General features: G+C 38.1%; 21 protein-coding genes and 3 pseudogenes. 9 read left to right on the top strand and 15 right to left on the bottom strand.

Translation table 11 applies throughout. The features are described 5' to 3' along the window. Positions 1-43: 43 nt before the first annotated feature. Both H4J63_RS08940 and H4J63_RS08935 read right to left on the bottom strand, forming a co-directional pair. Positions 44-688, bottom strand: a complete 645-nt coding sequence (locus H4J63_RS08940) for a LysE family translocator (RefSeq protein ID WP_010555134.1) — start codon at positions 686-688, stop codon at positions 44-46. Next, a complete protein-coding gene (locus H4J63_RS08935; RefSeq protein WP_182196070.1) occupies positions 685-1,884 on the bottom strand; it encodes a multidrug effflux MFS transporter in 1,200 nt (399 codons plus the stop codon). Before H4J63_RS08935 ends, H4J63_RS08940 begins: the two co-directional genes overlap by 4 nt. A 182-nt stretch (positions 1,885-2,066) precedes the next feature. Between H4J63_RS08935 and H4J63_RS08930 the strand changes: the two genes are divergently transcribed. Next, positions 2,067-2,540, top strand: a complete 474-nt coding sequence (locus H4J63_RS08930; RefSeq protein ID WP_024595671.1) for a hotdog fold domain-containing protein — start codon at positions 2,067-2,069, stop codon at positions 2,538-2,540. 21 nt (positions 2,541-2,561) lie between these two features. Here H4J63_RS08930 and H4J63_RS08925 read toward each other — a convergent pair whose 3' ends face one another. The 7 genes and pseudogenes from H4J63_RS08925 to H4J63_RS08895 form a co-directional block, all read right to left on the bottom strand. After that, on the bottom strand, positions 2,562-3,044 hold the full coding sequence (locus H4J63_RS08925) for a polymer-forming cytoskeletal protein (RefSeq protein WP_182196067.1): 483 nt from the start codon (positions 3,042-3,044) through the stop codon (positions 2,562-2,564). Continuing rightward, entirely contained in the window at positions 3,034-4,197 is a 1,164-nt protein-coding gene (locus H4J63_RS08920; RefSeq protein WP_182196064.1) for a M23 family metallopeptidase, read from the bottom strand. The genes H4J63_RS08925 and H4J63_RS08920 overlap by 11 nt, the downstream gene beginning before the upstream one ends. A 143-nt stretch (positions 4,198-4,340) precedes the next feature. Next, complete coding sequence (gene fahA / locus H4J63_RS08915) at positions 4,341-5,654, bottom strand: fumarylacetoacetase (protein ID WP_039487124.1); 1,314 nt, start codon at positions 5,652-5,654, stop codon at positions 4,341-4,343. A gap of 136 nt (positions 5,655-5,790) precedes the next feature. Beyond that, the gene (hppD, locus tag H4J63_RS08910) at positions 5,791-6,837 is read right to left on the bottom strand and encodes a 4-hydroxyphenylpyruvate dioxygenase (protein ID WP_010555129.1); all 1,047 of its coding nucleotides are present in this window, start codon (positions 6,835-6,837) and stop codon (positions 5,791-5,793) included. Positions 6,838-7,140: 303 nt separating this feature from the next. Beyond that, positions 7,141-9,888: pseudogene (locus tag H4J63_RS08905) on the bottom strand (metallophosphoesterase). 146 nt (positions 9,889-10,034) lie between these two features. Then, a complete protein-coding gene (locus H4J63_RS08900) occupies positions 10,035-11,528 on the bottom strand; it encodes a peptide MFS transporter (RefSeq protein ID WP_182196061.1) in 1,494 nt (497 codons plus the stop codon). A gap of 247 nt (positions 11,529-11,775) precedes the next feature. After that, positions 11,776-12,156 (bottom strand): annotated as a pseudogene (locus H4J63_RS08895) (cellulose synthase subunit BcsC-related outer membrane protein); the annotation flags it as partial. Between H4J63_RS08895 and H4J63_RS08890 the strand changes: the two are divergent. From H4J63_RS08890 to tyrR, 3 genes and pseudogenes are all read left to right on the top strand, one after another. Next, a pseudogene (locus tag H4J63_RS08890) lies at positions 12,145-12,615 on the top strand (BcsE family c-di-GMP-binding protein); the annotation flags it as partial. The pseudogenes H4J63_RS08895 and H4J63_RS08890 sit on opposite strands and share 12 nt — an antisense overlap. A 169-nt stretch (positions 12,616-12,784) precedes the next feature. Continuing rightward, positions 12,785-14,365 carry a cellulose biosynthesis protein BcsG gene (gene bcsG / locus H4J63_RS08885; protein ID WP_182196058.1) on the top strand — a complete coding sequence of 527 codons (1,581 nt, stop codon included), beginning with the start codon at positions 12,785-12,787 and terminating at the stop codon, positions 14,363-14,365. A gap of 188 nt (positions 14,366-14,553) precedes the next feature. Then, positions 14,554-16,110: a transcriptional regulator TyrR gene (gene tyrR / locus H4J63_RS08880; RefSeq protein WP_182196055.1), complete on the top strand. Its 1,557-nt coding sequence runs from the start codon at positions 14,554-14,556 to the stop codon at positions 16,108-16,110. A gap of 28 nt (positions 16,111-16,138) precedes the next feature. On the opposite strand, the gene H4J63_RS08875 is transcribed toward tyrR, so the two are convergent. After that, the gene (locus H4J63_RS08875) at positions 16,139-16,633 is read right to left on the bottom strand and encodes a hypothetical protein (RefSeq protein WP_024603740.1); all 495 of its coding nucleotides are present in this window, start codon (positions 16,631-16,633) and stop codon (positions 16,139-16,141) included. A 105-nt stretch (positions 16,634-16,738) separates the two neighbouring features. On the opposite strand from H4J63_RS08875, the gene H4J63_RS08870 reads away from it, so the two are divergent. Beyond that, positions 16,739-17,275 carry a thioesterase family protein gene (locus H4J63_RS08870; RefSeq protein WP_024603739.1) on the top strand — a complete coding sequence of 179 codons (537 nt, stop codon included), beginning with the start codon at positions 16,739-16,741 and terminating at the stop codon, positions 17,273-17,275. A gap of 85 nt (positions 17,276-17,360) precedes the next feature. Here the strand turns inward: H4J63_RS08870 and H4J63_RS08865 are convergent, their stop codons facing one another. Then, positions 17,361-18,014 (bottom strand): OmpW family protein, encoded by a 654-nt coding sequence (locus H4J63_RS08865; RefSeq protein WP_182196052.1) that lies wholly within the window; start codon positions 18,012-18,014, stop codon positions 17,361-17,363. A 263-nt stretch (positions 18,015-18,277) separates the two neighbouring features. Here H4J63_RS08865 and dapE point away from each other — a divergent pair, with 263 nt between their 5' ends. Next, on the top strand, positions 18,278-19,462 hold the full coding sequence (dapE, locus tag H4J63_RS08860; protein WP_182196049.1) for a succinyl-diaminopimelate desuccinylase: 1,185 nt from the start codon (positions 18,278-18,280) through the stop codon (positions 19,460-19,462). 46 nt (positions 19,463-19,508) lie between these two features. Here the strand turns inward: dapE and H4J63_RS08855 are convergent, their stop codons facing one another. After that, positions 19,509-21,215 carry a lysophospholipid acyltransferase family protein gene (locus H4J63_RS08855; protein ID WP_182196047.1) on the bottom strand — a complete coding sequence of 569 codons (1,707 nt, stop codon included), beginning with the start codon at positions 21,213-21,215 and terminating at the stop codon, positions 19,509-19,511. 129 nt (positions 21,216-21,344) lie between these two features. Here H4J63_RS08855 and H4J63_RS08850 point away from each other — a divergent pair, with 129 nt between their 5' ends. Next, complete coding sequence (locus H4J63_RS08850) at positions 21,345-22,265, top strand: glyoxylate/hydroxypyruvate reductase A (RefSeq protein ID WP_182196044.1); 921 nt, start codon at positions 21,345-21,347, stop codon at positions 22,263-22,265. Positions 22,266-22,361: 96 nt separating this feature from the next. Beyond that, positions 22,362-22,508 (top strand): hypothetical protein, encoded by a 147-nt coding sequence (locus H4J63_RS08845; protein ID WP_171972335.1) that lies wholly within the window; start codon positions 22,362-22,364, stop codon positions 22,506-22,508. Positions 22,509-22,710: 202 nt separating this feature from the next. On the opposite strand, the gene H4J63_RS08840 is transcribed toward H4J63_RS08845, so the two are convergent. Further along, positions 22,711-22,956 carry a hypothetical protein gene (locus H4J63_RS08840; RefSeq protein WP_002958222.1) on the bottom strand — a complete coding sequence of 82 codons (246 nt, stop codon included), beginning with the start codon at positions 22,954-22,956 and terminating at the stop codon, positions 22,711-22,713. 106 nt (positions 22,957-23,062) lie between these two features. Further along, a complete protein-coding gene (locus tag H4J63_RS08835) occupies positions 23,063-23,506 on the bottom strand; it encodes a hypothetical protein (RefSeq protein ID WP_182196041.1) in 444 nt (147 codons plus the stop codon). Positions 23,507-23,619: 113 nt separating this feature from the next. On the opposite strand from H4J63_RS08835, the gene H4J63_RS08830 reads away from it, so the two are divergent. Further along, positions 23,620-24,003, top strand: a complete 384-nt coding sequence (locus H4J63_RS08830) for a response regulator (protein WP_002958224.1) — start codon at positions 23,620-23,622, stop codon at positions 24,001-24,003. 75 nt (positions 24,004-24,078) lie between these two features. On the opposite strand, the gene rpsT is transcribed toward H4J63_RS08830, so the two are convergent. Further along, positions 24,079-24,339 (bottom strand): 30S ribosomal protein S20, encoded by a 261-nt coding sequence (gene rpsT / locus H4J63_RS08825; RefSeq protein WP_002958225.1) that lies wholly within the window; start codon positions 24,337-24,339, stop codon positions 24,079-24,081. Positions 24,340-24,495: the final 156 nt, after the last annotated feature.

Below are 24,495 nucleotides of genomic sequence, written 5' to 3'. Positions count from 1 at the left end.
TTAAACTCTGGGTAATAAATCTCTTAACCAAAGTGCAGGTTAGTTAAAATAATAGATTGATAGCAAGGGCTATAAATACAATGCCGGTGATCCTATCAATCCAAAGTTGGCTATTTGGGTTACGTCTAAAAAACTGTGCAATTTTGTCGCCAAAATAAATATACGTGCAGTCAATCGGAAAAGCAAAAATAGGGTAAAGCAAGCCAAAAAAAGCGAGTTGAAAAGTAGCAGATGAAAGCGTTGGATCTACAAATTGCGGAATAAATGCAATAAAAAACAGCGCCACTTTAGGGTTTAGTACTTCAGTCATCATTGCTTGAAACATGACATTACTTTTTTTACTGGTACTTATATGCGGTTTATCGGTTTGCTTGTCATCAGATATAGGCTCTGGCTGCTTTAGCGTGCCTTTAATCATCATAAGCCCCAAATAACATAAGTATGCTGCGCCTACATATTGCACTGCGGCATAGGCACTTGGGGAAGCTTTTAGGACTGCGCTTAGGCCTACAACAGCAAATAGAGTATGAATAACCCCACCTAATGCAAAACCAAAAGCACTTTGCATACCGGCGCTTCGACCATTAGCAAATGTTTGTGCCATCAAAAATGCATTTGATGGCCCAGGTGCTACAGCCATTAAAAAGCTGGCTAATAAAAACGAGACTAAAAAATCAGGATTGATCATTGAGCGCTTTTAGTTGGGTGCAAAGTATGTGCTTTTTTGCTCATTAAAATAAGCCAAAGCGGAACTAGCAATAATAAGTGAAAAGCAATCAACCACGGTGTGCTTAGCCCTAAATATTGGGTTAAAACGACAAGTATACTTGCGCCACTCATTTGCATAGCACCGAGTAATGCAGAGGCTGTGCCTGCTTGTTTAGGAAAGCTCGACAGAGCCATACCTGCAGCAGAGCCTAAACTTAAAGCAAACCCTAATGCAGCAATTAAGATAGGTAGCATAAGCGCAAATGCTGTTTCTATACCGCTAAGGGCTAACATTAAAATGCCTGAGGAAACCAGTACACTCACACCGACACGCAAAGCACGTTGGCTATTTCGTTTAATGTAGGTTGGTAAAATAAAACTTGCGACAATACTTATTACGGCATTTAACGTAAACCAAAAAGTAAAGTCGGCTACGGTGCCGCCTAAATGTGTAATAAGCCAGCCTGGTGCGAGCGTTACATACACTAATATGGCCGACATTGAGACCATACAAATTAGGCTATTAAACAAAAATACCGGTGTTTTAATAATCGGTGTAAAGCGACGTAAATCTAAAATATGCCCCTGATAATGACTATCAGCAGGACGAGTTTCTCTAAAAAAGAATAGGGTAACAATAAGGCCCAAAATAGCAAACGCGGTTAAAAACATAAAGTTCATACGCCAGCCAAACTGTACGGTAAGCCAAGCCCCTAAAATAGGTGCCATTGCCGGAATAAAGCACACAATCCCGTTAAGGTAGGTAATCATTTGTCCGCTTCGTTCACTACCATATTTATCACGCACTATCGCAAATGCGACAACAAATGTGGCACACGCTCCAAACCCCTGAAAAGCACGTGCTATTAGTAATATCTCAAAAGAAGGCGAGTAATAGGCAAGTAATGCTGAGCCTGCATATAAACTTATACCCACTATAGCCACTGGCTTTCGGCCAAACCTATCGGCCAAAGGCCCCGCAATTAATTGGCCTAAACCTACTGTTAGCATAAAAATAGCAACGGTTTGCTGAACTTGTTGTTCTGTAACTGCAAATTGTTCTGCAATAGTAGGAAAAGCGGGTAAGTAAATATCGATTGCCATAGGGCAAAATATAACGAGTAACGCTAGGATAAGTAACAAAGTCATATTAGGTTTAGCGGGCTGTGTTTGCATTGAGTCTCCTTTTGCCGGGTATTTTAGGTGGGCACTCGTAAAAAAGAAAGGGCTTATGACCCCTGCATAGGTTGTCATTTTTATTTTTTGATTGGATTAAGCTAAAAAGGCAGCGTAAATGCACTTTTTAAAACTGGTCTGATGTGTTAATTTGAAAAAGTAACTGTTGATGGAAAATAATAATGAGTAATAAATCTGCACTTGTACAAACATGGCATAAATTTAAGCGCCTACCTTTTGGGAATTGGCTTTTTACTAAAGCTGTTTGCTTTAAAGCGCCATATTTTGGTTCGATGAAACCTTACGTACTCGATTTGAGAGAGGGCCATTGTAGTGCGGTGGTTAAAAACCGCCGAAGTGTTCATAATCATATTGGAACTATTCATGCTATTGCGCAGTGTAACTTAGCTGAATTGTGTGCAGGTGTAATGGTTGATGCAACAGTGCCAGTTAAAACGCATCGTTGGATTCCAAAAGGGATGACAGTTAGGTATTTGGCTAAAGTAGATACAGATGTACGAGCAGTCGCTGAAATTGATTTACCACATAAGTGGATTGATAAAGAAGACTTAGTAGTACCGGTTAAACTGTATAATACCCGCAATGAGCTTGTTTTCACTGCAGATATTACTATGTACATTACTGAGAAAAATTAATTTACGTAAAGCTAATTTGACTTAGCTTTTATCAGCGGCTTGTTTATTTACAAATGATAAGTCGCTGCCATCTTCTGTCAATAATGCTTTAACTTCTTTTGCGGGTTTTAGTTCTTTCGAAATTAGTTCCGGCTCTTCTTTTTCAAAGCGTTGCTTTAAACTGCCTTCAATTACTGCGCCTGCATCAATACTCAATGTATCGTGAAATACATCGCCATGAACATGAGCGCCACTTTGTACTTTTACTTCACTGGCATTAATTGACCCAATAACTTTACCTTTAACAATAACGCTTTTAGCTTCAACAATACCTTCAACAACTCCCGCTGAGCCAATAACTAAATGCTCCACTTTTATGTCACCATCAATACGGCCATCAAGCTGTACTTCACCTTGGCTAACTAAAGTGCCTGTAAGGCGTACGTCTTCAGAAATAATAGACGGTGTGTGATTCACTCTTTTTAAATTAGAGCTAACTGTTTTTTGTTTTTTTCTACCAAACACGAGAAAGCGCCTTTGTTATTTTTAGAGGATTGACTTGTTTACCGTTAAGCAATACTTCGTAGTGTAAATGAGTGCCTGTGCTTCTACCGGTGCTGCCCATTAAACCGATTACATCATGTTTAGTGATTGATTGACCTTTCTTTACTTTAATTTTATTTAAGTGTCCAAATCGAGTCACTAAGCCATTTTTATGTTCAAGCTCAATAAAGTTACCATAACCACCATTACGACCGGCACGAAGAACTACAGCGTCTGCTGGAGCGAATATTTCGGTTTTATGCCAACCGGCTAAATCAATTCCTTTATGAAAGGCATGATTACTATTCATAGGATCTTTTCTAAGGCCAAAATTACTCGAAATATAGTATTTAGCTTTAGCTAAAGGCAGGGTGTTTGGTAGCTCAGTTAAAAAGTTTTCTAAATTATTTAATATTAATAACTTATCAACTATGGCTAAAAAGTGGCTTGGAATTTTTGTTTCGTTAAATATATCAAGTGGCCCACCTTGTGCAGTTGTTTGGGCGCTTAATATTAGGTGTTGCTCAAGCGCAGACTCAATTCCTGCGCCTTTGACCATAGCTAAAATGGCTTGGTGACGTTCACTAATTTGGTTATCTAAATAGGTAAAGCTTTGCTCATAATGATTATTTAAGTTGGCCACTCTTGTTGCAAATGTAATTGGAGCGATTAACTGTGCTTGTTTACCTTTTTGATTTTCATCGACTAATGGTTCATGAAATTCATTGCCATTTTCATTAATAGGTACATCAAGTTCTGTATCAAGCTTAATGACATCTTTGCTAATTGAAGCGGGAAGGGATTCTATCATGTTTTGCAGTAGCGCCTGCTTTTGCTCAAGTATTGCAAGTTGTTCTAATTGCGTTGCTTGCAGGGCTTGCTGTTCACTGACTTTTTGTTGCCAAAGTGTTTGTTTGTTTATTTGACTTTGTTCTATGTCAGATATTTTATTAGTTTGTGTGTAAACACGAAAGCTCGAAATACTCAGCCAAACAAAAGTGGCTAAAATAAGCGATGCTACAAGAAGTTGAAACCAAGAGGCTAAAACAACATGCTTAACTTCGCCATTTTGGCGAATAAGTAGCTGACGAGCTGGGAAAAATTTATGATAAAAAGACTTTATAAATACTGACATGGCATATAAACACTGGCTATTAACCGAATTAAGATAGCAATTTGAGTTAAAAAAGCTAGAAAAAAATTGTAACTGTTCAAAAATTAATAAAAAAGGGCTGCTTTTAGTAAGCAGCCCTTTTAATAAATTTTTTAATATGCGTATTATTTTGCCGGCAGTACAGTACTCTCTACAGAGCCAAAACCTATACGTGCATAGCCTTCTTTTTCACACCAGCCACGCATAATAACGTTATCGCCATCTTCTAAAAAGCTGCGTTGTTCGCCATTACTTAGCGTAATTTTTTCTTTACCGCCACGAGAAAGCTCAAGTAATGAACCTGCTTCTTCGTGCGTTGGACCTGACTGAGTGCCCGAACCTAGCATGTCACCTGGCATAAAGTTACAGCCATTTACTGTGTGATGAGTAACCATTTGTGCCACAGTCCAGTAAGAGTGCTTAAAGCTCGATGTTGATACGCGCGTTGGGTTATGGCCTTCGCTACGCATTTTTTGCGTTTGAATTCTAACATCCATTTGAATATCAAAAGCACCTTGGTCGCGATTCGCTTTTGATTCTAAATAGTCCATAGGCTGTGGATCGTTTTCATCACGTGTCCAGCTTGTTCTATAAGGCGCTAATGCTTCGGTTGTTACAATCCAAGGCGATACAGTTGAGGCAAAGTTTTTAGCTAAAAATGGACCAAGCGGTTGATATTCCCACGCTTGCAAGTCACGTGCTGACCAATCGTTAAATACACAAAAGCCAAATACGTGGTTTTCAGCATTTTCGATAGCGATTGCATCGCCCAGTGCATTGCCTTTACCTAAGTAAATACCCAGCTCTAGTTCGTAATCAAGGCGTTTACAAGGACCGAATGATGGCACTTCTGCGTCTGGCGCTTTGGTTTGACCTTTAGGGCGATGAAATGTTTGACCCGATACGTCAATAGATGAAGAGCGACCATGATAACCAATAGGTACCCATTTATAGTTAGGTAATAATGGGTTGTCAGGGCGAAATAAACTACCCACAGCTGTAGCGTGATAAATAGAAGTGTAAAAGTCGGTGTAATCACCGATGCGACAAGGCAAAGAAAACTCTATATCGGATTGTGCAACCAATGTATCGCTAAGCGCTTGTTGGTGCTCAGAGCCTGCTCTTAGTGCTTTTGAAAGGGCTAGACGAAGGGCTGACCAATACTGCTTCCCTAAACCCATAAATGTATTTAAGGTTGCTTCACTTGCTGCATCTGCGGCTGTTTTAGCGTCACCTGTTAAAACGTTTAATTTACTTAGTTTTGCTAAATCGATTACTTGGTCACCAATTGCAACACCACCACGAAAGGCCTCATCAGACCCCTTACGACGAAATTCTGCAAACGGTAAGTTTTGAATCGGGAAGTCGCAATTATCAACATTAGCTGATTCTACCCAGCTGGTTAAATTAATATCGTGGGTTTCGTTAATTAGGCTCATTACATTTCCTTTGGATTTTACTGTATGGCAACAAGGTATAGTTTATTTAATCATACTTGTACTTGGCGCCATACTTTTTAAATATTAAAACGACAAAAAGCAGCGAAGTTCGCTGCTTTTAATTTACTCAAATATTTTATAAAACGCCGCGACGCTCTTGGTCACGTTCGATTGATTCAAATAATGCTTGGAAGTTACCTTCACCAAAGCCACCATCATCAACGCGCTGGATCATTTCTATAAAGATTGGACCAAATAAGTTTTTAGAGAAAATTTGTAATAAATAACAATTTTCACTTTGGCTATCTACGAGTATCTGATGCTTACGAATTTTTTCTTTATCTTCAGCTACCCAAGGTACACGGTCAAAAATAGTATCGTAGTACTCTGGGATAATATCTAAAGTGGCAATTGTTGATTTATCAAGCTTATCAAGAGAACTTACTAGGTCATCTGTTAAAAACGCTAAATGTTGAACGCCTGGGCCGTTGTACTCACCAAGGTATTCATCAATTTGGTTGTTATCGTTACCTTTACCTTCGTTTATTGGAATAGAGAAGGTGCCGCATGGCGATTTAAGTGCATACGAAATAAGCGCTGTTTTTTGACCTTTAATGTCAAAGTAGCGTACTTCTGTAAAACCAAATACGTCTTTATAAAAGTTAGCCCATTTTTCCATGGTGCCTTTATAAACGTTATTGGTTAAATGATCGATTCGGATAAAGCCTTTATCTTCTACAACATTTTGCGTTTCTAAATCTTCAAAATCACTTTCGTAAATAGTGCCTTTGTCGCCAAAATTTTCAATAAAGTAAATTAGGCTGTCGCCAATGCCATAAATTGCAGGGTAAGGCATGTTTTTATGTGTTGAATCAGTAGCTGGTTTTGCACCACGCTCTACTGCAGTTTCAAATGCTTTTTGCGCATTCTCAACACGCCAACCCATCGAACAAATAGCAGGACCATGGCTTTTAGCAAATTCTGCAGAAAAACCTTCACGCTCGTTATTCAGTAAAAAATGAATATCGTTTTGGTTGTAATAAACGATGTCTTTACCTTTGAATTTTTTAAGCTTAGAGAAGCCAAAATCAGTAAATACTTTATCCATATAATCAGCATCAGGTGTTGCGTATTCGGTAAATTCAATACCGACTAAACCTAAATAGTTATTTACTTCACTCATTATTATTACTCCCGCAATTAAGCACTGCGATTATGTGTTGTTGTCATATTGCAGTAGATAATCAACCAGATTTTTGATTTGGGGAAGAGGGGGGCACTATTTAGTGTGTAGTGTATGTGTAAATTTTATAGGACGGTTATTATAAAGTTACGTGTTTGTAATACAGTTAAGTAAAATGAAGTTATATGGTATAGGATTGAATAATGGTTTTTATTCTTAATGTGTTGTTTTTAAATAATAAAAAGGAGAGTTCACCTGCGTAAAGCCTCCTTTTAGAATGAACAAGCAAAAGCTTGGTTGTATTTAATTATTTACACTTTTAGAGTTGCCACCAAAGAACTTGTTACGTTGCTCAATCCATTGGTTTGTTTTTATCGCTGGCGCAGCTTGATAGTGACGTTCAATCGTTTTGTTTAACACTCGCGTCGGTTGCTCAAAGGACAACTTTTGTTGTGCGCCGCCCATACTTTTAATTTCGCCACGGGTCATAGCACGGCCCGCATAGAGTAAGGCATTTAAGTAACCAGGGACTGTTTCGTAGCCATTATCAGTAAATAAGAGCACTGCTTTGTTGAGAGCCCAACGTTGGTCTATTTCTCCAAATTCTTTTACACCCGTTAATTCACCATCAATATATACTTCAAATACACCATTTATTGGTGCTGTGTAAAACACAAACGCTACACGATGCCATGTTTCTGGTTTAGTATCACCAAAATATCCACTTTTAAACGTCGCTTCACCATAACCGCCACTGGGATCAATAAATATATCTGCATCGTTTTCTAAATAATCTACTGTTTCAGTTTGCATTATCGCACGATAAGAATCGCTATCTTCTGATGGCCAATATAAATCCATTATTAGAGTGTAGTCAGATACCATACCGTCATTAGCATAATCACCATTTGCTTGTGTGTTTAATTCAATTTTTAAACCCTCTGTAGGTGAGTAATCAGTAAAAGCCATTACACCAGAAGGACCATCAGTTAAATCCCCAATATTAAGATCAGTGGTTGTCTCATAGCGGGTGTCTTCGGGGCCCCAACCGTCATTTTCTGGGTCAAAGTAGTTTAAAACCGATGGACCAAAGTCTGGGGTCAGTGGGTTTGTTGGATCGTCAAAGTTCCAAATTGTTATATTTGCAACATCTTGGCAAGCATTAAGCTGTGTGTCTGTATCAAGGTGAAGACATTGAGTTGTTCTAAAGCGCGCGTATTGATCAAGTAGCCACCATGCTTCGGTAATTGGCTTTACATCATTAAAAGTAACACTGCTAAAAAATAAATCTGGATTAAGTGCTGCACCTTTAAATAAAGCGACATTATAATTTGTTGTTACTTGAATATCTTCTGGCTTTAACGCAAACCAATCGGGTTGGCTGGCAATCATTGTGTTTAAATCAGTTCCTGTAACAGTTACTTGATACAGTGAATTAAAGCCAGGTGTGTTTGAAGGCTGTCTTTCAACATAAAATGCTTTGTGAAAATCTTCTTGTGTAACAGTGCCTGGCGTCCATCTTTTTTGTACAAGTTCAGGGTTAAGCAGCGCTGCGTTAATTGAGCTTGAATGTTTAGTTGCAAGTGCTGTTATTTCTGCAACTTCAAAGCTACTTGGGTAGTTTTCTTAAATGGCAATTTCTGTATCAGCATCGGGTGCATATCGGCCCATTATTTCATCGATAGCTAGCTTGGTTTCTTCGTCAGGTTCTATAGATGTTCGCGTATCTACATGTTGATAATCGTAACGACTTAGTGCTTTATCTGCAGTATTAAATACTAAATTTAAATCGGTGACTCCGCGAGCATAAAATTCTGGTTGAATGACTAAAGCATTATTTTCAAGCTCTATAAAGTCTTCACCACCATGAGTATGCCCACCAAGCACTAAATCTATACCGGGCACATTGGTTGCTATCTCAACGTCAGTTCCTTTACCTAAGTGGCTTAGCATTATCATGTAATCAACATCACCGCTGTATTGGCTTACAATACTTTGTGCGATTTGTTGCCACTTCCAACTCATTTTAAATTGTTTTATAAAGTCAGGAATAGGGTCATCTTCAATTGGCTCGTCAAGTTCATCCCATGGTACTGACGTTATCCCAAACACACCCAATGTTATGCAGCCAACCTGTACTTTAGCAAAGTCCACACCGCCAAAGCTCTTATTTTGCTCTCCCTCAAATCGGGTATTACTTGCAAGTACAATGGCATTATCGTCTTGTGAAAACTAAAGCAGCTTTTCAGGACCCCATGCATAGTCATGATTCCCTAAAACACGTAAATCAAAAGCCATTAGCTTTACGGTTTCACCAGAGGCTAAGCCTTGTGATATTTGCTCTGCAACGGTCCCTTTTTCGTAATCATCGCCACCATCGGTAAATAATGTATGCGGAGATTCGCTTAACGCTTTTTTATAATAAGCCTTGATACGACTAAAATACTGCTCTTGATACCCAAAGCGAGCATGCATGTCGGCAACGTGAACAAATCGTATAGATTGCTCTGTTGCATTTGCATCACATGTAGGGCCAATATCAGAAAATGCCACCGTACGTTGCATTTCTATTGCATAGCTACCTAGTTGGTTTACTTGTGCACTAACAAAGCCTTGCGATACTGTTGAATTAGTAATACTTGACCAAGAGTCTCCGCTCAAACGCGCAATAGTTAATTGGCCGCCTAATACATAGTCGTCAGGTATTTTTATAGTGATTGTCATTGGGCTAGAAAGTTGAAGTGTATTCGGGGTAAGCGTATGTATATCTGAAATGATATTTTTTGCTTGATTATTCTCATCAAGGACTAGTTTTTCGTAGGTTATTTCGGTATCGCTAGCCACTATTTCCCCAGGGGCATTGATAGTAAAGTTACCTTCATCTAATGACGTTTGTAAGCCATTAGCATTGGTAATAATTAAGCCACTAGGCTCAGGCTCTACAGGATCATTTGGATTTACTGTAACTTGATCTTCGGCTCCACCACAGGCAGATAAAAAAATAAGGAGAAATGCTATTAGAGTGGCACGTAATAATGTTAATGAATGCATATACTGCTGTCCCTGAGTCTATTCAATAATCAATCAGGACATAATACCAGTTAACGAGAGTGGGGCAAAGTTGAATAAAAAAATTCCCCCATAGACGCTATGGAGGAATGTATCGGTTATGTTGTTATATTTAAAATAGATAACAATTAAGAGGCTTTCTCTTCTAACCCTTGTTTTTCCCATACTTTAGCTTTAAAAGTCATTAGTACTAAGACAGCACCAACACCAATGCTAAATAATGCAATTTGTAAGTATAAGTTAGGAATTTCATCAACATTGTTCGGATCGAAATTACCAGCAAGTAAACCTGCAATAATATTACCGATTGAGTAAGTTAATACAAATACACCCATCATTTGACCAGTGTAACGTTTAGGCGATAACTTACTTACAGCACTTAACGCTACAGGGCTTAAACAAAGCTCACCCACTGTATGTAAAAAGTACGTAGTAACAAGCCAGTAAGGCGCTACTTTTAAACCTTCAGCTGCGTAATGAGCCGCCATAAACATAACTAAAAAGCCAGATGCCATGATAATTAAGCCAATTGCACATTTAACGCTGTAGCTAGGTGACACTAAGCTTTTAGATAAGTTAATCCAAAGTGCTGCAAAAAATGGCGATAAAGCAATAATAAACAGTGAGTTTAATGATTGAAACCACGTTGTAGGGATTTCAAACGTACCAATAAATCGGTCGGTGTAATCACGGGCAAATAGGTTTAATGAAGAACCGGCTTGTTCAAAGCCAGACCAAAAACATGCAGAAGCAATACAGACTAAAAATAGTGCCCACATTCTTTGTTTTTCGGCATCGGTTAATTTACCTGTAAAGTAAATAACACCAAAATAAACAAAAAAGATAATAGTAAATACAATCGCTGTGTAACCTGCAACCACTGTTGGATTGATTACAATTGCGCCGGTCATTGCAGCCGTAGTAACTGCAGCAGCAGCAATTACAAATGCAGCAATACCAATCCATGCACGTGAAGTACCTTTAGGACCAAGTGGATTAGCAGGTAAAGCGCTGTGCTCTGGTAAGTTATTAAGTGTGAGTTTGTACTGAACTAAACCAATGGCCATACCGACAGCTGCTGCACCAAATGCCCAGTGCCAGCCTACGTTCTCCATAAAGTAACCACATACGTAGTAACCTATTAAAGAACCCATGTTAATACCCATGTAATAAAGAGCGTAACCGCCATCACGACGCTCATCTGTATCACTGTATAGTTGGCCGACCATTGCACTGATATTTGGTTTTAGCAAACCAGTACCTGTTGCTACAAATATTAAGCCAATGAAGAAAGAATAATCATGTGGAATAGCCAAAATAATATGGCCAATCATAATAATTATGCCGCCATACCATACTGCTTTTTGACCGCCAAACAATCTATCAGCTAGCCAACCACCAGGTAAGCCTAAAAAGTATACTGCGCCTGTGTACAAGCCATAGATTGCAGCAGCTGATGCAACAGTAAAGGCAAGGCCCTCTTCTTGTAAGCTTGCTGTCATGAATAATACGAGCATAGCTCGCATACCGTAATAACTCATTCGTTCCCACATTTCAGTGAAGAACAATGTCGAAAGTCCTTTAGGGTGGCCAAACCAGCCACTATCTGGAGCTGAACTCATATTTACTTCCTAACTTTAAGTATTGTTATGATGGCCTTATAATTTTTTGCTTTAGCTATTTTAGAGTTTTTTACACACTAAAATGCTCGACCATCAGTATAGTATTTGTAGCTAAGATAATGATTTGCTGTATGGCTATAACACCACAAAGTAAGAGACACACCCTTATCCTAGTTACAATTGCGCTCAAGTATACATATACCTCTGTGCTAGGGGAAGCATTCGCGATGTATCACCGTCCACCGCGTTAAAAGTCAGCGTAAGGAATAATCGGCGTGCCTGGAAACTCAAGTGTTCCGTACATAGGATTAAAGTAGTAACGTATATAAAGCTGACCAAAGTTTGGTTCGTAAAAGTCAGAACGATCGATGGCTAAATAACCACCAAAGAACCAATTCGGCGTTATTCTATACTCAAAACTACCTTCAAGATTATACGAAACACCAGAACTTGTTTCACCTTCAAATACAGGATCAACACCTGTTATTGACTCTCTATCATATGCAGCTATTTGCAAATCGCCATCATTAGGGAAAAAATCAATAGATTGAGTTTTTGTTTGCGAGTACGAAACACCGGTTTTTAATCGATAAACAAAATCATCGCCCCAACGCGCGTCATAAGTGACTCAGCCGTTAATTTAGGTGTTAGTGGTGTGCTAGTGAAACTTGAGCTACTACCAAGAATTGACCCTATTCATCCTTTGCATTTATTTCATATTAAGCGCGAAGGTGATGTATTTAGCATTGCAGATAATACAGTTTATTTATATTTGCATGCTTGTAGAGAAAATGACGTTGATAATGCAATTAAGCATTTGTTTAAATTAAAAACGAGCGATTTTTTTGTACAGCAAAATATAATTTCTGACCACTTTTACATTCAACAAGAATGTAAACAGTTAAGGCGATTTTATAAAGGTAAGAGTGTTGTAGATTTCTCGCAAAAACTTGCTGAGAATGATAGCTATAAATTTGCACCTGATATAGCAAACAGCGTTACTGAAAATATTAACACCCCAGAATTTTCTAGTAAAAGCCGCCCAGATGCTAAGCCTTTTATAATGAAACTAAGAGATAACTTATGAGTATGAATCAGCTTTTAATTACCGTGTTTCTTGCAATGGTGCTTGGCGCGGTGCTTTGTATGCTAGGCAAATACATTTTATCTCAAATAACAAAATATTATTATAAGCTTACTTTTAAACATGAAGTACTAGAGCCTTATACACCAAATACAGTAAAAAAGGATAAGCAGTGAAATTATCAGGTTTAGGGGTTTGGAACCTTTATTTTTTAGTTAAGTTTGCTCTGTTTTATTACGGTGCAATTGATTTTAACGTACTAACTAATGCCGCTTTTGCTGCATTGCTTGCGATTAAATTTAAACAGCCATTAATAGAGAAGGCAAAACATATAGTAGGTGCTGTGTTTGCTGTGGTGTTACTGTATCAAGATTCATGGTTGCCACCAATAAACAGGTTGACTAAACAAGCCGGTAACGTTCAAGATTTTAGTTTTGGTTACTTTATCGAGCTATTAACCCGAGTTATTAGCGTTGATATGTTGTTGGCTCTGTTCGTAATTAGTGTGTGTTTTTGGTATACATCGCAATGGATACGCTTTACCACCGTGACTATTGTTGGGCTGTTAGTTGTAGGGTGGCAAGGAAATAACTCTCAATCACAATTCGTTAATAATGTGGCAAACCCTGAACCGGTTACTCAAAATCAGAGTAATCCTCAAACGCAAGTGATCACTCAGGCAGCGCAATCTCCTGATCAAAAGCTCGCTGATTTTTACCAACAACAAAGCTTACTAATGAGCCACTTTCCAAACCAAGTGAATGGTGAGCTGTTTGATGTAATTATTTTGAACATATGCTCAATGGCTGTTGCTGATTTAAATGCTATTGGTGTAAGTGTTACTGATATGTATAAAGACTTTGATGTGGTGTTTTCAGACTTTAACTCGGCTACGTCATACAGTGGACCCGCTGCGGTAAGACTGCTGCGCGCTAGTTGTGGGCAAACGAGTCAAACAGCATTATTTAAAGAGGCACCTGAACAATGTCACTTGTTTAAAAACCTAGAGAAACTAGGTTATCAAAACAATGTTGTGATGAATCACGACGGACATTTTGATGAGTTTAAAGGCTTAATAAATAAGTACGGTGGTCTAGATAGCACGCCATTTAATATCGATTCAATGCCAGTGGCGCTACGAGGTTTTGATAATAGTCCTATTTACTCAGATGAAGCTGTGCTGGATGGTTGGTTAGAGCAAGCTGATGATTGTAAGCCGTGTGCGATGTACTACAACACCACAAGTTTACATGATGGTAATCAGCTAGAGAATCAACCAAGGGTTAATAGTAAAGAGACATACCCAATCAGACATAAAAACTTGTTTGCTGATATTAACCAATTTGTAAAAAAATTAGAAAAACGCGGTCGCAACGTTATGTTAATGATAGTGCCTGAACACGGCGCTAATTTAAAAGGTGACAAAGTACAGTTTGCAGGTTTACGTGAAATCCCAAGCCCAGCAATTGTGTCGGTACCTGTAGCAATTAAATTTATAGGCCCAGACGTACAAAACTACTCGCAAATTGTAGTTGATGATTCAACAAGTTACTTTGCGCTTTCAGAGCTGGTAAGTAAGGCGCTGCAAACTGATGTATTTGGTGGGAATAATAGTGTTGCTAATTTGCTTGAAAACCTACCTACAGCACCTAAGGTTGCTGAAAACGAAGGCACAATAATGATGTATGTTAACCAAAGACCATTTATACAATTAGATGGTGGTGATTGGTCTGCTTACCCACAAGGTAAGTAGTCACATAATAAGATTTAACAAATAGCACTGGTATAGTTAAATATCAGTGCTACTTTTCTTCATTTAATTACATTTCAACTTATCGCTTTCGCAGTCTGTTTCGTCCAAAAATGTTTACAATAAGCTACCTTCTCAAAGCGACTTAGCGTATTATTCAGCTAATATAGTTTTTCCTTCTTTGAGGATGTATGCGTCTAGATATTCACTGTGCTGATCGAATTGGTATTGCTCAAGAAATCCTTAATATATTAGTTAACTACAGCGTTGATCTAAAAGGAATTGAAGTTGATTCTGTAAATTGTCGTATGTACGTTAGTTTTCCCGAAATAGAATTTGAACAATTTCAAAAAATTATGCCATCGATACGTTTAATCGACGGTGTACATGATGTGCGTACCACTGCATTTTTACCATCTGAGCGTGAACACAACGAATTAAATACTTTACTACGTGCATTGCCTGATGGTGTTATCTCTATTGATGCCAAAGGTTGGGTACGTTTATGTAATGATGCAGCATGTAAAGACTTACAGCTAATTGAAAAAGACGTGATTGGTGCAAATATTAATAACCTGCTTAAAGGCTTTAACTTTACACGCTGGTTAGAAGGTAAAGAAGTACTCGGACAAACTACTCGCGTTGAAGTTGCTGGTGAGGATTTTATTGCAGACATTTTGCCAATTGCAGTTCCTCAAGGTATTGAAGGTGATGTGCTTGCTGGTGCGGTTATTAATATTAAATCGCAAAGTCGCTTAGGGCAGCAAGTCAGTGCATTTAGACGTTACGGGCAAGAAAGCTTTGCCACTATTCATAACTTTAGTACGGCAATGCGCCGAGTTGTGCGCGAAGCCCGAAAAATGGCGCAACTAGAAGCCCCTATTTTGATTACTGGTGAAACAGGAACAGGTAAAGAGTTATTAGCTAGAGCGTGCCATTACGCATCTAATCGTTCTGTTAAACCTTTTATTGCTCTGTCGTGTGCTTCTCTTCCTGATGATGTTGCTGAGTCTGAATTATTTGGTTATGCCGGGTACGAAGAAAATGCAGCGCCAAAGCGCGGTGTATTAGAGCAAGCCGATGGTGGAACTGTATTTTTAGATGAAGTTGGCGAAATGTCGACTCAACTACAAACTAAGTTACTGCGTTTTTTACAAGATGGTACGTTTAGAAAAGTAGGCGATGAGAACGAAGTTAAAGTAAATGTACGTATTGTTGCTGCTACTCAAAAAGACTTACCTGCAATGGTACAAGAAGGGGTTTTTAGAGAAGACTTATATTACCGTATAAACGTGCTTACTTTAGAAATAGCACCACTAAGAGATAGAAAAGCGGATGTAGGACCACTTGCAGAGCATTTTATTCAAAAATACGCGCAACAAAATGGTCATGCAATTCCTGTTTTATCACAAGAGTGTTTGAGCTTTTTACAAGAGTATCCGTGGCCAGGAAATGTGCGCCAGCTTGAAAATGCAATTTACCGTGCAGTGTCGTTACTAGATGATAGCGAGCTTCGCGTAGAGCATTTACAGTTACCCACTTTTACTCACGATTTAGGGTATTTAGAGTCTGATTTTGAAGGTTCGTTAGATCAAGCGGTTAAACGTTTTGAAGCGACCTTACTTCGTAAACTCTATCCAGCTTATCCAAGCTCACGCCAGTTAGCTAAGCGATTGGGCCTAAGTCACACCGCCGTAGCTAACAAATTACGTGATTACGGTATTAACCGAAAAACAGTAAAAGTGTAATTAACATAAAGACATTAAAATATGGGGACTAATTTTTAGTCCCCATATTTTTTGTAACCCCATCAATTGCAATCGTCTCAATACCTTCTTCATTAAAGTTCATTACAATACTGGCGTTATTACGAGTGAAAAAATAGCTACGGCCATTAAGTTCAATAACATAATCGCCTTTTACGGGGTCGCTAAATTGCTGCTTCTTTAAAGTGACCTTGTGTTCGCCAATTTGCCATTCAAATTCTTTAATAAACCCATTATTAAATTCTTGCACCCATACTTGGCTGTCATCTTTTGAAAGCGTTATAGCAACTGAATAAGAACTAGGGATCTGCTCCATATTATAACTTTTAGAGCCAATAATGAATTTTTCAGCTTTTTGTTGCCATTCAAAACCAAATTTAAACTCTTTAACTACACCGGTAGGGTAAGTAACAGAGCCTTTACCTGGTAATGAAAAGTCGGCAAACGCACTATAACTAGGTATTAATAAAGCTAGCGCAGTGATAATTTTACGTTTTGATTTCATGAGTTATCTTTTTATTATAATAATGATTTAAGATTAAAGTAGAATATTCGTCTTCGCAAGAGGCTATGCTACACTCGAATAAATTTAACTGGTAAGACCTTTTTTGTGAACTTATATATTCGACTTTTATTATTGTTTTTTAAAATTAAACGTAACAAGCAATATCAAAATTTACTTGATACGGTAGATATTGATTACAAAGCTTTACCTACTGATTGCGACATTAATTTACATTTAACGAACTCACGTTACCTTGCGATGATGGACTTATCTCGTACTTGGATGACAGAACGAGTTGGCTTATTAAAGCAAATAATGAAGCGTCGTTGGTTTCCCATTGTTAACGCAACGGCCATAACTTATATCCGCGATATTAAACCTATGCAGCGATATACAATAAGCACCAAGTTAGTGGGCTGGGATCATAAATACTTTTATATTGAGCAAAAGTTTCACTCAGAACGAGGCCTACATGCTATTGCTTATGTACGCGGTGTATTTAAAAGTAAAAAGGGTATTATAAGTATTGAAGAAATGCTTGAGGTTGCTGGTTTTGATGGGCAAACACCTATATTGCCAAGTGAAGTAATGCACTGGAAAGAAATGCTAGAGCAGAAAAAGTTAAGTAACTTACCAAGGTAATTAATACTCTCCAAATGAAAAAAAGGCCTTTCGGCCTTTTAACACACATTGTAATTGGGTAACTACGTACTATTTTATATATGCTTTAAAAGCTGTATCTAACACCGAACATAGCAACAACGGGGTCAAGCTCAACAGTTGATGTAAGTGCTTTTGCACCATTTGCATAAACAGTGGCATCGGTATCAATATCCATAATTGATACCATAGCGTGTAAACCCCAGTTTTTATCAATTTTATAGTTAGCACCTACCTGAGCCATAAAGCCAAACGAATCATCTAGCTTTACTTCTACATCGTCTGTTTCTAGCGTCGTTTTAAGTGCTTGAGAAGGTTGCTCATCAAAAAATGCAGTGTAGTTTATGCCTACGCCTATAAAAGGTCTTAGCGCATAGCTGGTATCTAAAAAGTGATATTGCGCAACTAAAGACGGCGGAAGTTGTTTTATATCAGCAATTTTGTTGCCAGCTAAGCCTCCGGCACCATTCACATCGTGTGAAAACGGTGTTGCTGCTATCAGTTCCAACACCCATTGATCGTTAAAAGCATAATCTACTGTGATACCTAGTTGGGTATCTGAATCACCTTTAAGACCCAGTGTCGGCGCCTCATTAATTGCTGAGCTACTGTTATCTGGATTTACGTTAATAGCGCCAACATTTACGCTAAAGTTAGCGTGTGCAGCTGGAGAGATTGCTAATAAAGAGGTTAATAATGCGATGCTAATTTGGGTTTTCATGTTGTTCTCCAAGAACTACTGTTTAATTGGCGCTATTATTACCGAGCAATAAAAATGAAAACCTGTTCTAGATCAAAGTTTAAAAAATATTTTAACCTTGTGAATTGTTTTATTGATTTAGATTAATTTTAGTGTCGTTCTGTCTTTGTAACGATTGACATATATATTTCATTAACAGTCATATGAATGTATTAAGGCTGACATCGCTTAGTCATAAACTCACGTTTTAATAAAGGTACATTAAATAATAAAGTGTGCTTACCATGTTTTTAGAAGCATTTGAAAAAAAATCAAAAACAACGGATATTCAAAAAGAAGTTGTAAAGCACTTACAAACACTAATTCGCTTTGAATCAGTAACCCCTAATCAAGCGGGTGCAATTGATTGGCTTGCAGATAAATTGGTGGATTTAGGTTTAAGTTGCGAGCAATTTACTATAAATGGTGTAACTAATTTAATTGCCTGCATAAAATTCAAAGAAGGCCCATGTGTTGCTTTTTCAGGGCACATTGATGTAGTACCAGCAACAAGTAGCGGTTGGCTAAGTCCTCCTTTTGAAGGGCGAGTGCTAAATGGTGCAATATACGGTAGAGGAGCAACCGATATGAAAGGTGGTGTTGCTGCTATGTTGAGTGCCACAAAAAAATTAATTGATAGTAAATCAGCTAAAGCAGGGACTCTTTACTGGCTTATCACGTCAGATGAAGAGGGAGAGGCTGAATTTGGCACTCAAGAAATAGTTAATAAGCTTGCCAAGCAAGGTGTTATATTAGATGGCTGTATTGTGGGGGAGCCAACAAGTGTGGCACAAGTTGGTGACACCGTTAAGAATGGCCGTCGTGGTGCGCTTTCAGCTCGGATTTTAGTTACTGGTAAGGCAGGTCATGTAGCTTATCCTCAAAACACACTCAATGCTGCTCATATTGCTGCAAAAATAGTAAATAGCTTGAGTGAACAGACCTGGTTACTCGATGTGGCTAGCTCAAAAACCACACTGCAAGTGACTGGAATTAACATAAATAATGTGGTCGATAATTTAGTGCCAAGTCATTGTGAAATCACATTTAATGTACGTTATAGCCATGGTTACAGTAGCGCAGCAGTTAAAACGCAATTAATGAAGACCCTAAACAAGTTTGCTGAGCATTTTACGATTGAGTGGGAACGCCCATGCGAGCCTTATTACACAAGCCATAATACGGGATGGAGTTTACTTACTCATATTGAGCAGGCTATTTATAAAAACACATCAAGTCACCCATTACTAAGTACAAATGGGGGGACATCAGATGGACGATTTTTTGCCAGCCCCCATACTCAAGTCATTGAATGTGGTGTACGAAACAATACGATTCATCAAGTTAACGAACATGTATCTATTAGTGATTTACTTAAAATTGAAGCTATTTATACAACTTTACTTGAGCAAGTATTTATTAATAATTAAATATAAATAGAGTACTTTATAGATATAAGGACTCACTTCTTGTTGGTTATTCTAAATAACGTTTGGCTTTATTTTCTTTTACATTTTCAAGATCGACCAATACCAATCCATCAATACAATTATTGAAATCGGGATCAATACTAAAGCTTAAAAATTGCACTCCACCTGGTTTACAAAGTTCAGTGTATTGCTTAAATAAAGTAGGCACTTGAGCACTCATATTTGCTAACACATGTTTTAACTCTACAAAATCCTCTTTAACGTCATCTCCGTTAAAAAGAGTATGGCACTGGGTTAGCTGTTGCTCAGTTAACTTAAACTCATTATTAGGCGTAGCTAATTCAATGCCACTTTTATAATAATGCTGATAATAATAAACGAGCATGGCCTTTGCTTGCTCGGGTAGAGCGTTTGATACACTTACAGCACCAAACAAGTATCTGTACTGTGGATAGTTTTTGATAAAAGCGCCAATGCCATACCATAAATAATCGAGGCTTTTACGTCCCCAATATTTAGGCTGCACAAAGCTGCGACCAAGCTCAATTCCTTGTTGTAGGTAAGGGGCCATATCGTCGGTGTAAGAAAATAAGCTATCAGTATATAAACCTTTGCGGCCGTGCTTTTGTATTATCTCTTGTGCGCAGGCTAATCGATAAGCACCTACCAGTTCTAGTTGCATGGGGTCCCACAGTACAAGGTGCTGGTAATCCATATCGTATTTATCTATATCACGACGTTTACCGCTACCTTCACCTACCGCTCTAAACGCGATTTCTCTCAGGCGCCCTAACTCTCTAAAAATAGGTGAGCTACCTACATACTGGTATAGATGAATATGCATACCGTCTTGTGTTTTACCAAGTAGCTGGCATTGCTCAATTGCTTTTTTTAGCTCCTTGCGGCACTCGGGAACAGCGATAGGTGTTTGTGTTTTTAGCGGCAGAGCTTTTTTTGTTGTAAGCCTATAAAGCTGTTTACGGATGAGGTTTACAACTTCTTTATCTTTAAGATTTTCTATTAAGTAAGATTCAGGAGGGATAGAGGCGCCAATCTCAAACTCTAAAGATTTTTGGCGCTGCTTAAACATTTCGGCCACTAATAGTAAACTTGCCAAAGGTTTATAAATCATTGATGTGCCATAAAAAAGTGGACTGTTTTTGGCTTTAATATAAATAGGTAAGATAGGGCAGTTAGCTTTTTTTGCCATACGTAAAAAACCACTATTCCATTTGCAGTCTTTAATGCCTGTTGGCCCTAATCGCGATACTTCTCCTGCCGGAAATATAAGTAATGCACCTTCGTCTTTTAAATGGTTTTGTATATTACTAAGCTCTTGTTTATTGCTCATGCCTGATAAGTTATCTACGGGGAGTAAAAGTGAGTGCATTGGGGTAACCGACATCAACATGCGGTTTGCCACTACTTTTAAATCTTGTCTTACAGTTGAAAGTACTTTAATGAGTGCTAGAGCATCTAATGAACCAATAGGGTGATTCGCAACGATAACAAGTTTACCCTCGTTAGGAATGTGCTCTATCTGCTTAGGTTTATAGCGGGTATCAAAATTGAGTTCATCAAGCACTTGTTCAACAAATTCTAATCCTTGTAGGTGAGGGTAGGCATCACCAAAAGCAACAAACTCCTGTTCATGCAATAAGTAGCCTAGACCTTTTTTTACTAAACCTTTTACTTTAGGAGAGTTCTCTAGTTGTGGTAAGTTTGCAGCAATTACTTTATCAACACTTATCATATTAACCTCATATTCCGTTTGGCCAATTCGCCATACATGTAAGATTAAAAAAAGGGTGTGACAGTTACTTTGCAGTAGTGTGACTTTTTAAAGTGCAAACTTATAAACAGTGTATTGTTAGGAGAATTTATGTCTGTATTAGTTGCTATTACTGGGCGTGACAACACAAAACTAATGACGAAGTTACAAGAGCGATTACCAAATACGCTGATAGAGCAATGGCCTGATTGCAAAAACGCACATGATGTGGATTTTGTACTTGCGTGGAAAGCGCCAGAATCTATGTGGCCACAGCTACCTAACTTAAAGGCTGTGTCGTCATTTGGTGCTGGCGTAGACAGTATCGATTTAACATTACTCGACGAAAGTGTTGAAGTAGTCCGCATTGTTGACAATCAACTAGCTGAAGATATGGCGGAATATGTACTGACACATGTGTTAGCTCAAAAGTTACGTTTAAAAGAGTATTACATTAAACAAACACAGCAAACATGGAAGCCAAAGCGGGCACATAGTAATAAACATGTCGGCATACTTGGGTTTGGTGAATTAGGTAAAGCATGCGCGCAAAAGCTTATAAATAATGGCTTTAAGGTAAGTGCTTGGACGCAAAGTAATAAAAGCGCAACTAATGTCGAAATTTTTTATGGCGAGGAAGGCCTTAATTGTATGCTTCCTGAGGTTGACTACCTTGTATGTCTATTACCCCTTACGCAAGCAACGACAGGCATTATTAATCACTCAATGCTCGCTAAGCTACCTTCACATGCTGTTGTTATTAATGTGGCACGTGGTGCTCATGTTGTTGAACTAGACTTACTAAGTGCATTAAATAACGATAGCTTACGCGCAGCTACACTCGACGTATTTGATCAAGAACCTTTAGCGTCGAATCACCCCTACTGGGGGAGCCCCAAAATAACGCTTACACCACATTGCGCGGCGATTTCTGATTTAAATAGTGTTATAGACCAAATAGCCGATAATATTGAACGTTTGAATAAGGGCTTAGCACTCAATAATTCAGTAGATAGAACTAAAGGTTATTAGCTGATAGCTAATTAGTTTAAAAAACAGCTTGTTAACATTTGTAATTTTCATTAGTGTAAAAGGTATTCTCACTAATAAAAATATAAAGAGGGTGTTATGAAATCGAGTCAAAGTGGCGTTAAATTAAGCCTAGTTATTGTTTCAATTATTATACTAGGTGTTTCAGCTTGGTTTAATCAGGCTAACGCTGAAGATAATCCATCTAAAATACAAACCAAAAGCGAGTTAACAGTAGCGGACTAACTTTACTTACTATGTATTCCTCAGTTTTCGTGCTTCTTCGCATCATTTTTTTGCAGCCCACTAGCACTACTTTCACAGTAGTGTTGGCGTGTCGCTTGAAGTTCTAATTTTCACCTTGGTTCAAAGTGCTTTTTAATATTTTTGAATTATTAATAAAAAAGCCCAGCAATGCTGGGCTATTAAATATTCTAGGGAAAAGTTGTTAACTTTGGGTTACATTAAACTGCCCAAATGTATAAACTTTAAACAAGTAAAAAGTATTGATCAACACTAAACTCATATTTGAAATAACACTCGACGACATAAGATCTAAGCTAAATGATAAGAATAATAAACCACACGCACTAATGGCGGCAACGCGCAGCAGTGTTATCTGGTTAATAAAGAATGCACCTAAACCTAGTGCAAGTAGTGTAGTATTTAAAAGCCAATCTAGCTCGTTTAGCATGGTCGTTTCAATAGTTCAGTTGTTGAAAAAAGGAGCGCCATTATGTTGATCTTTTGCGCACCTTTCAACCAAGTAATTTTAAATTTTCAGATTAGTTTTTTTAATGCTAAAAGTAGCTGCCGATTGCTGAAAATAAACCATTATCAGCAATTACTTGATACTTTTGGCAGCTCTGCGGTTTTTGTAAGTCACTGCATAAATAAAGGGACTCACGGCTAGAATCATAGGTGGGGTGTAGGTTTGAATCAATTAAAGTAGCCCCCTTGCCAAAGAATCCGGGCCAGTAAACACTCTCACTTACCATCCCTAATTTTTTATAGGTGAGTAAGGTAGGTTTTGGAAAAGCTAAAATTATTACAGCAACGACAGCGAGTGATATAAACAGTCCTTTTTTTTGCGTTGTTTTTTGGCTTGTATCATTCTTTGCACTGGAATTTAACTCTGCCGGTGAAGGGCGCTGAGTAGAACGCTGTGGTTTTCTTTTTTGCGCTGTGTTTTTTCTAGCCGGTGCTTTACCTAGCAACGATTGTTTATTTGGGGTTTTAGACATAAAGCAAATCTGGCCTTTTTTCCGTAGGTCTCTATAATTAAATGAGTAAATTTATATACTAAGCTAATTATTATGATAACTTAAAGTTAGCTTATAGCCTACGAGGAATAAAGATGAATACGCAGCTATCAATTTTAATTGTAGATGACGTTAGCACAGTGCGTAGTTTTTTGAGTCAAACGCTCATGCACTTAGGGATAGATAACGTAAAAGAAGCATCTACTGCCTCACAATGTATTAGTGAGTGCCAAGCTGCAAATTATAATATCATTTTTTTAGACATTGAATTGCCAGACGGTGATGGTAAAGATTTGATTGCACAAATCAATGAATTAAGCCCAGAGACAAATGTGGTTATGGTATCTGCACATTCAGGTATTGAGAATGTTAAGGATGCAATTGATAAAGGCGCTAAAGGGTTTGTAGTAAAGCCATTTACACCTAAAAAAATAGCGGCAATGCTTAAGAAGTTTTATCCAGATTTAGAAAATGTCTAATAAAGTAAGTACATTTAAAATTTAAACAAAAAAAAACCGGCAAAAGCCGGTTTTTTATATTCTATCAAAAACAAATTATAGAGCTTTAATCTTAGCTGCTATACGGCTCTTATGACGAGCTGCTTTGTTTTTGTGAATTAGACCCTTAGTTGCGTAACGGTCTAGGATAGGTGTAGCAACAGAAAAAGCTTGCTGTGCAGCTTCTTTATCGCCCGCTTCAATAGCAACAATTACTTTTTTGAAGTAAGTGCGCATCATTGAACGACGGCTTGCGTTGTGCTGACGGTTTTTTTCGCTTGTGATAGCGCGTTTTTTTGCAGACTTGATGTTAGCCAAGGTTTGCTCCTAACAATCTTAAAATAAAGCTTAAATTAAAGGCCGTGGAATATGCCTGTTTCTATCATGGATGTCAATTTAAATTTAACAATCCAAGAAAAACTGCACCATATAACGAGCATCAATTTGCCGCTTTAGCAGTTAATACCGACATTG

Origin of the sequence: Pseudoalteromonas sp. 5Ae-yellow, assembly GCF_014077565.1 — a bacterium.
Classification (GTDB): Bacteria; Pseudomonadota; Gammaproteobacteria; order Enterobacterales; family Alteromonadaceae; genus Pseudoalteromonas.
Note: the sequence above shows the minus strand (reverse complement) of the source record. Positions and strands in the feature narration are given on the sequence as shown.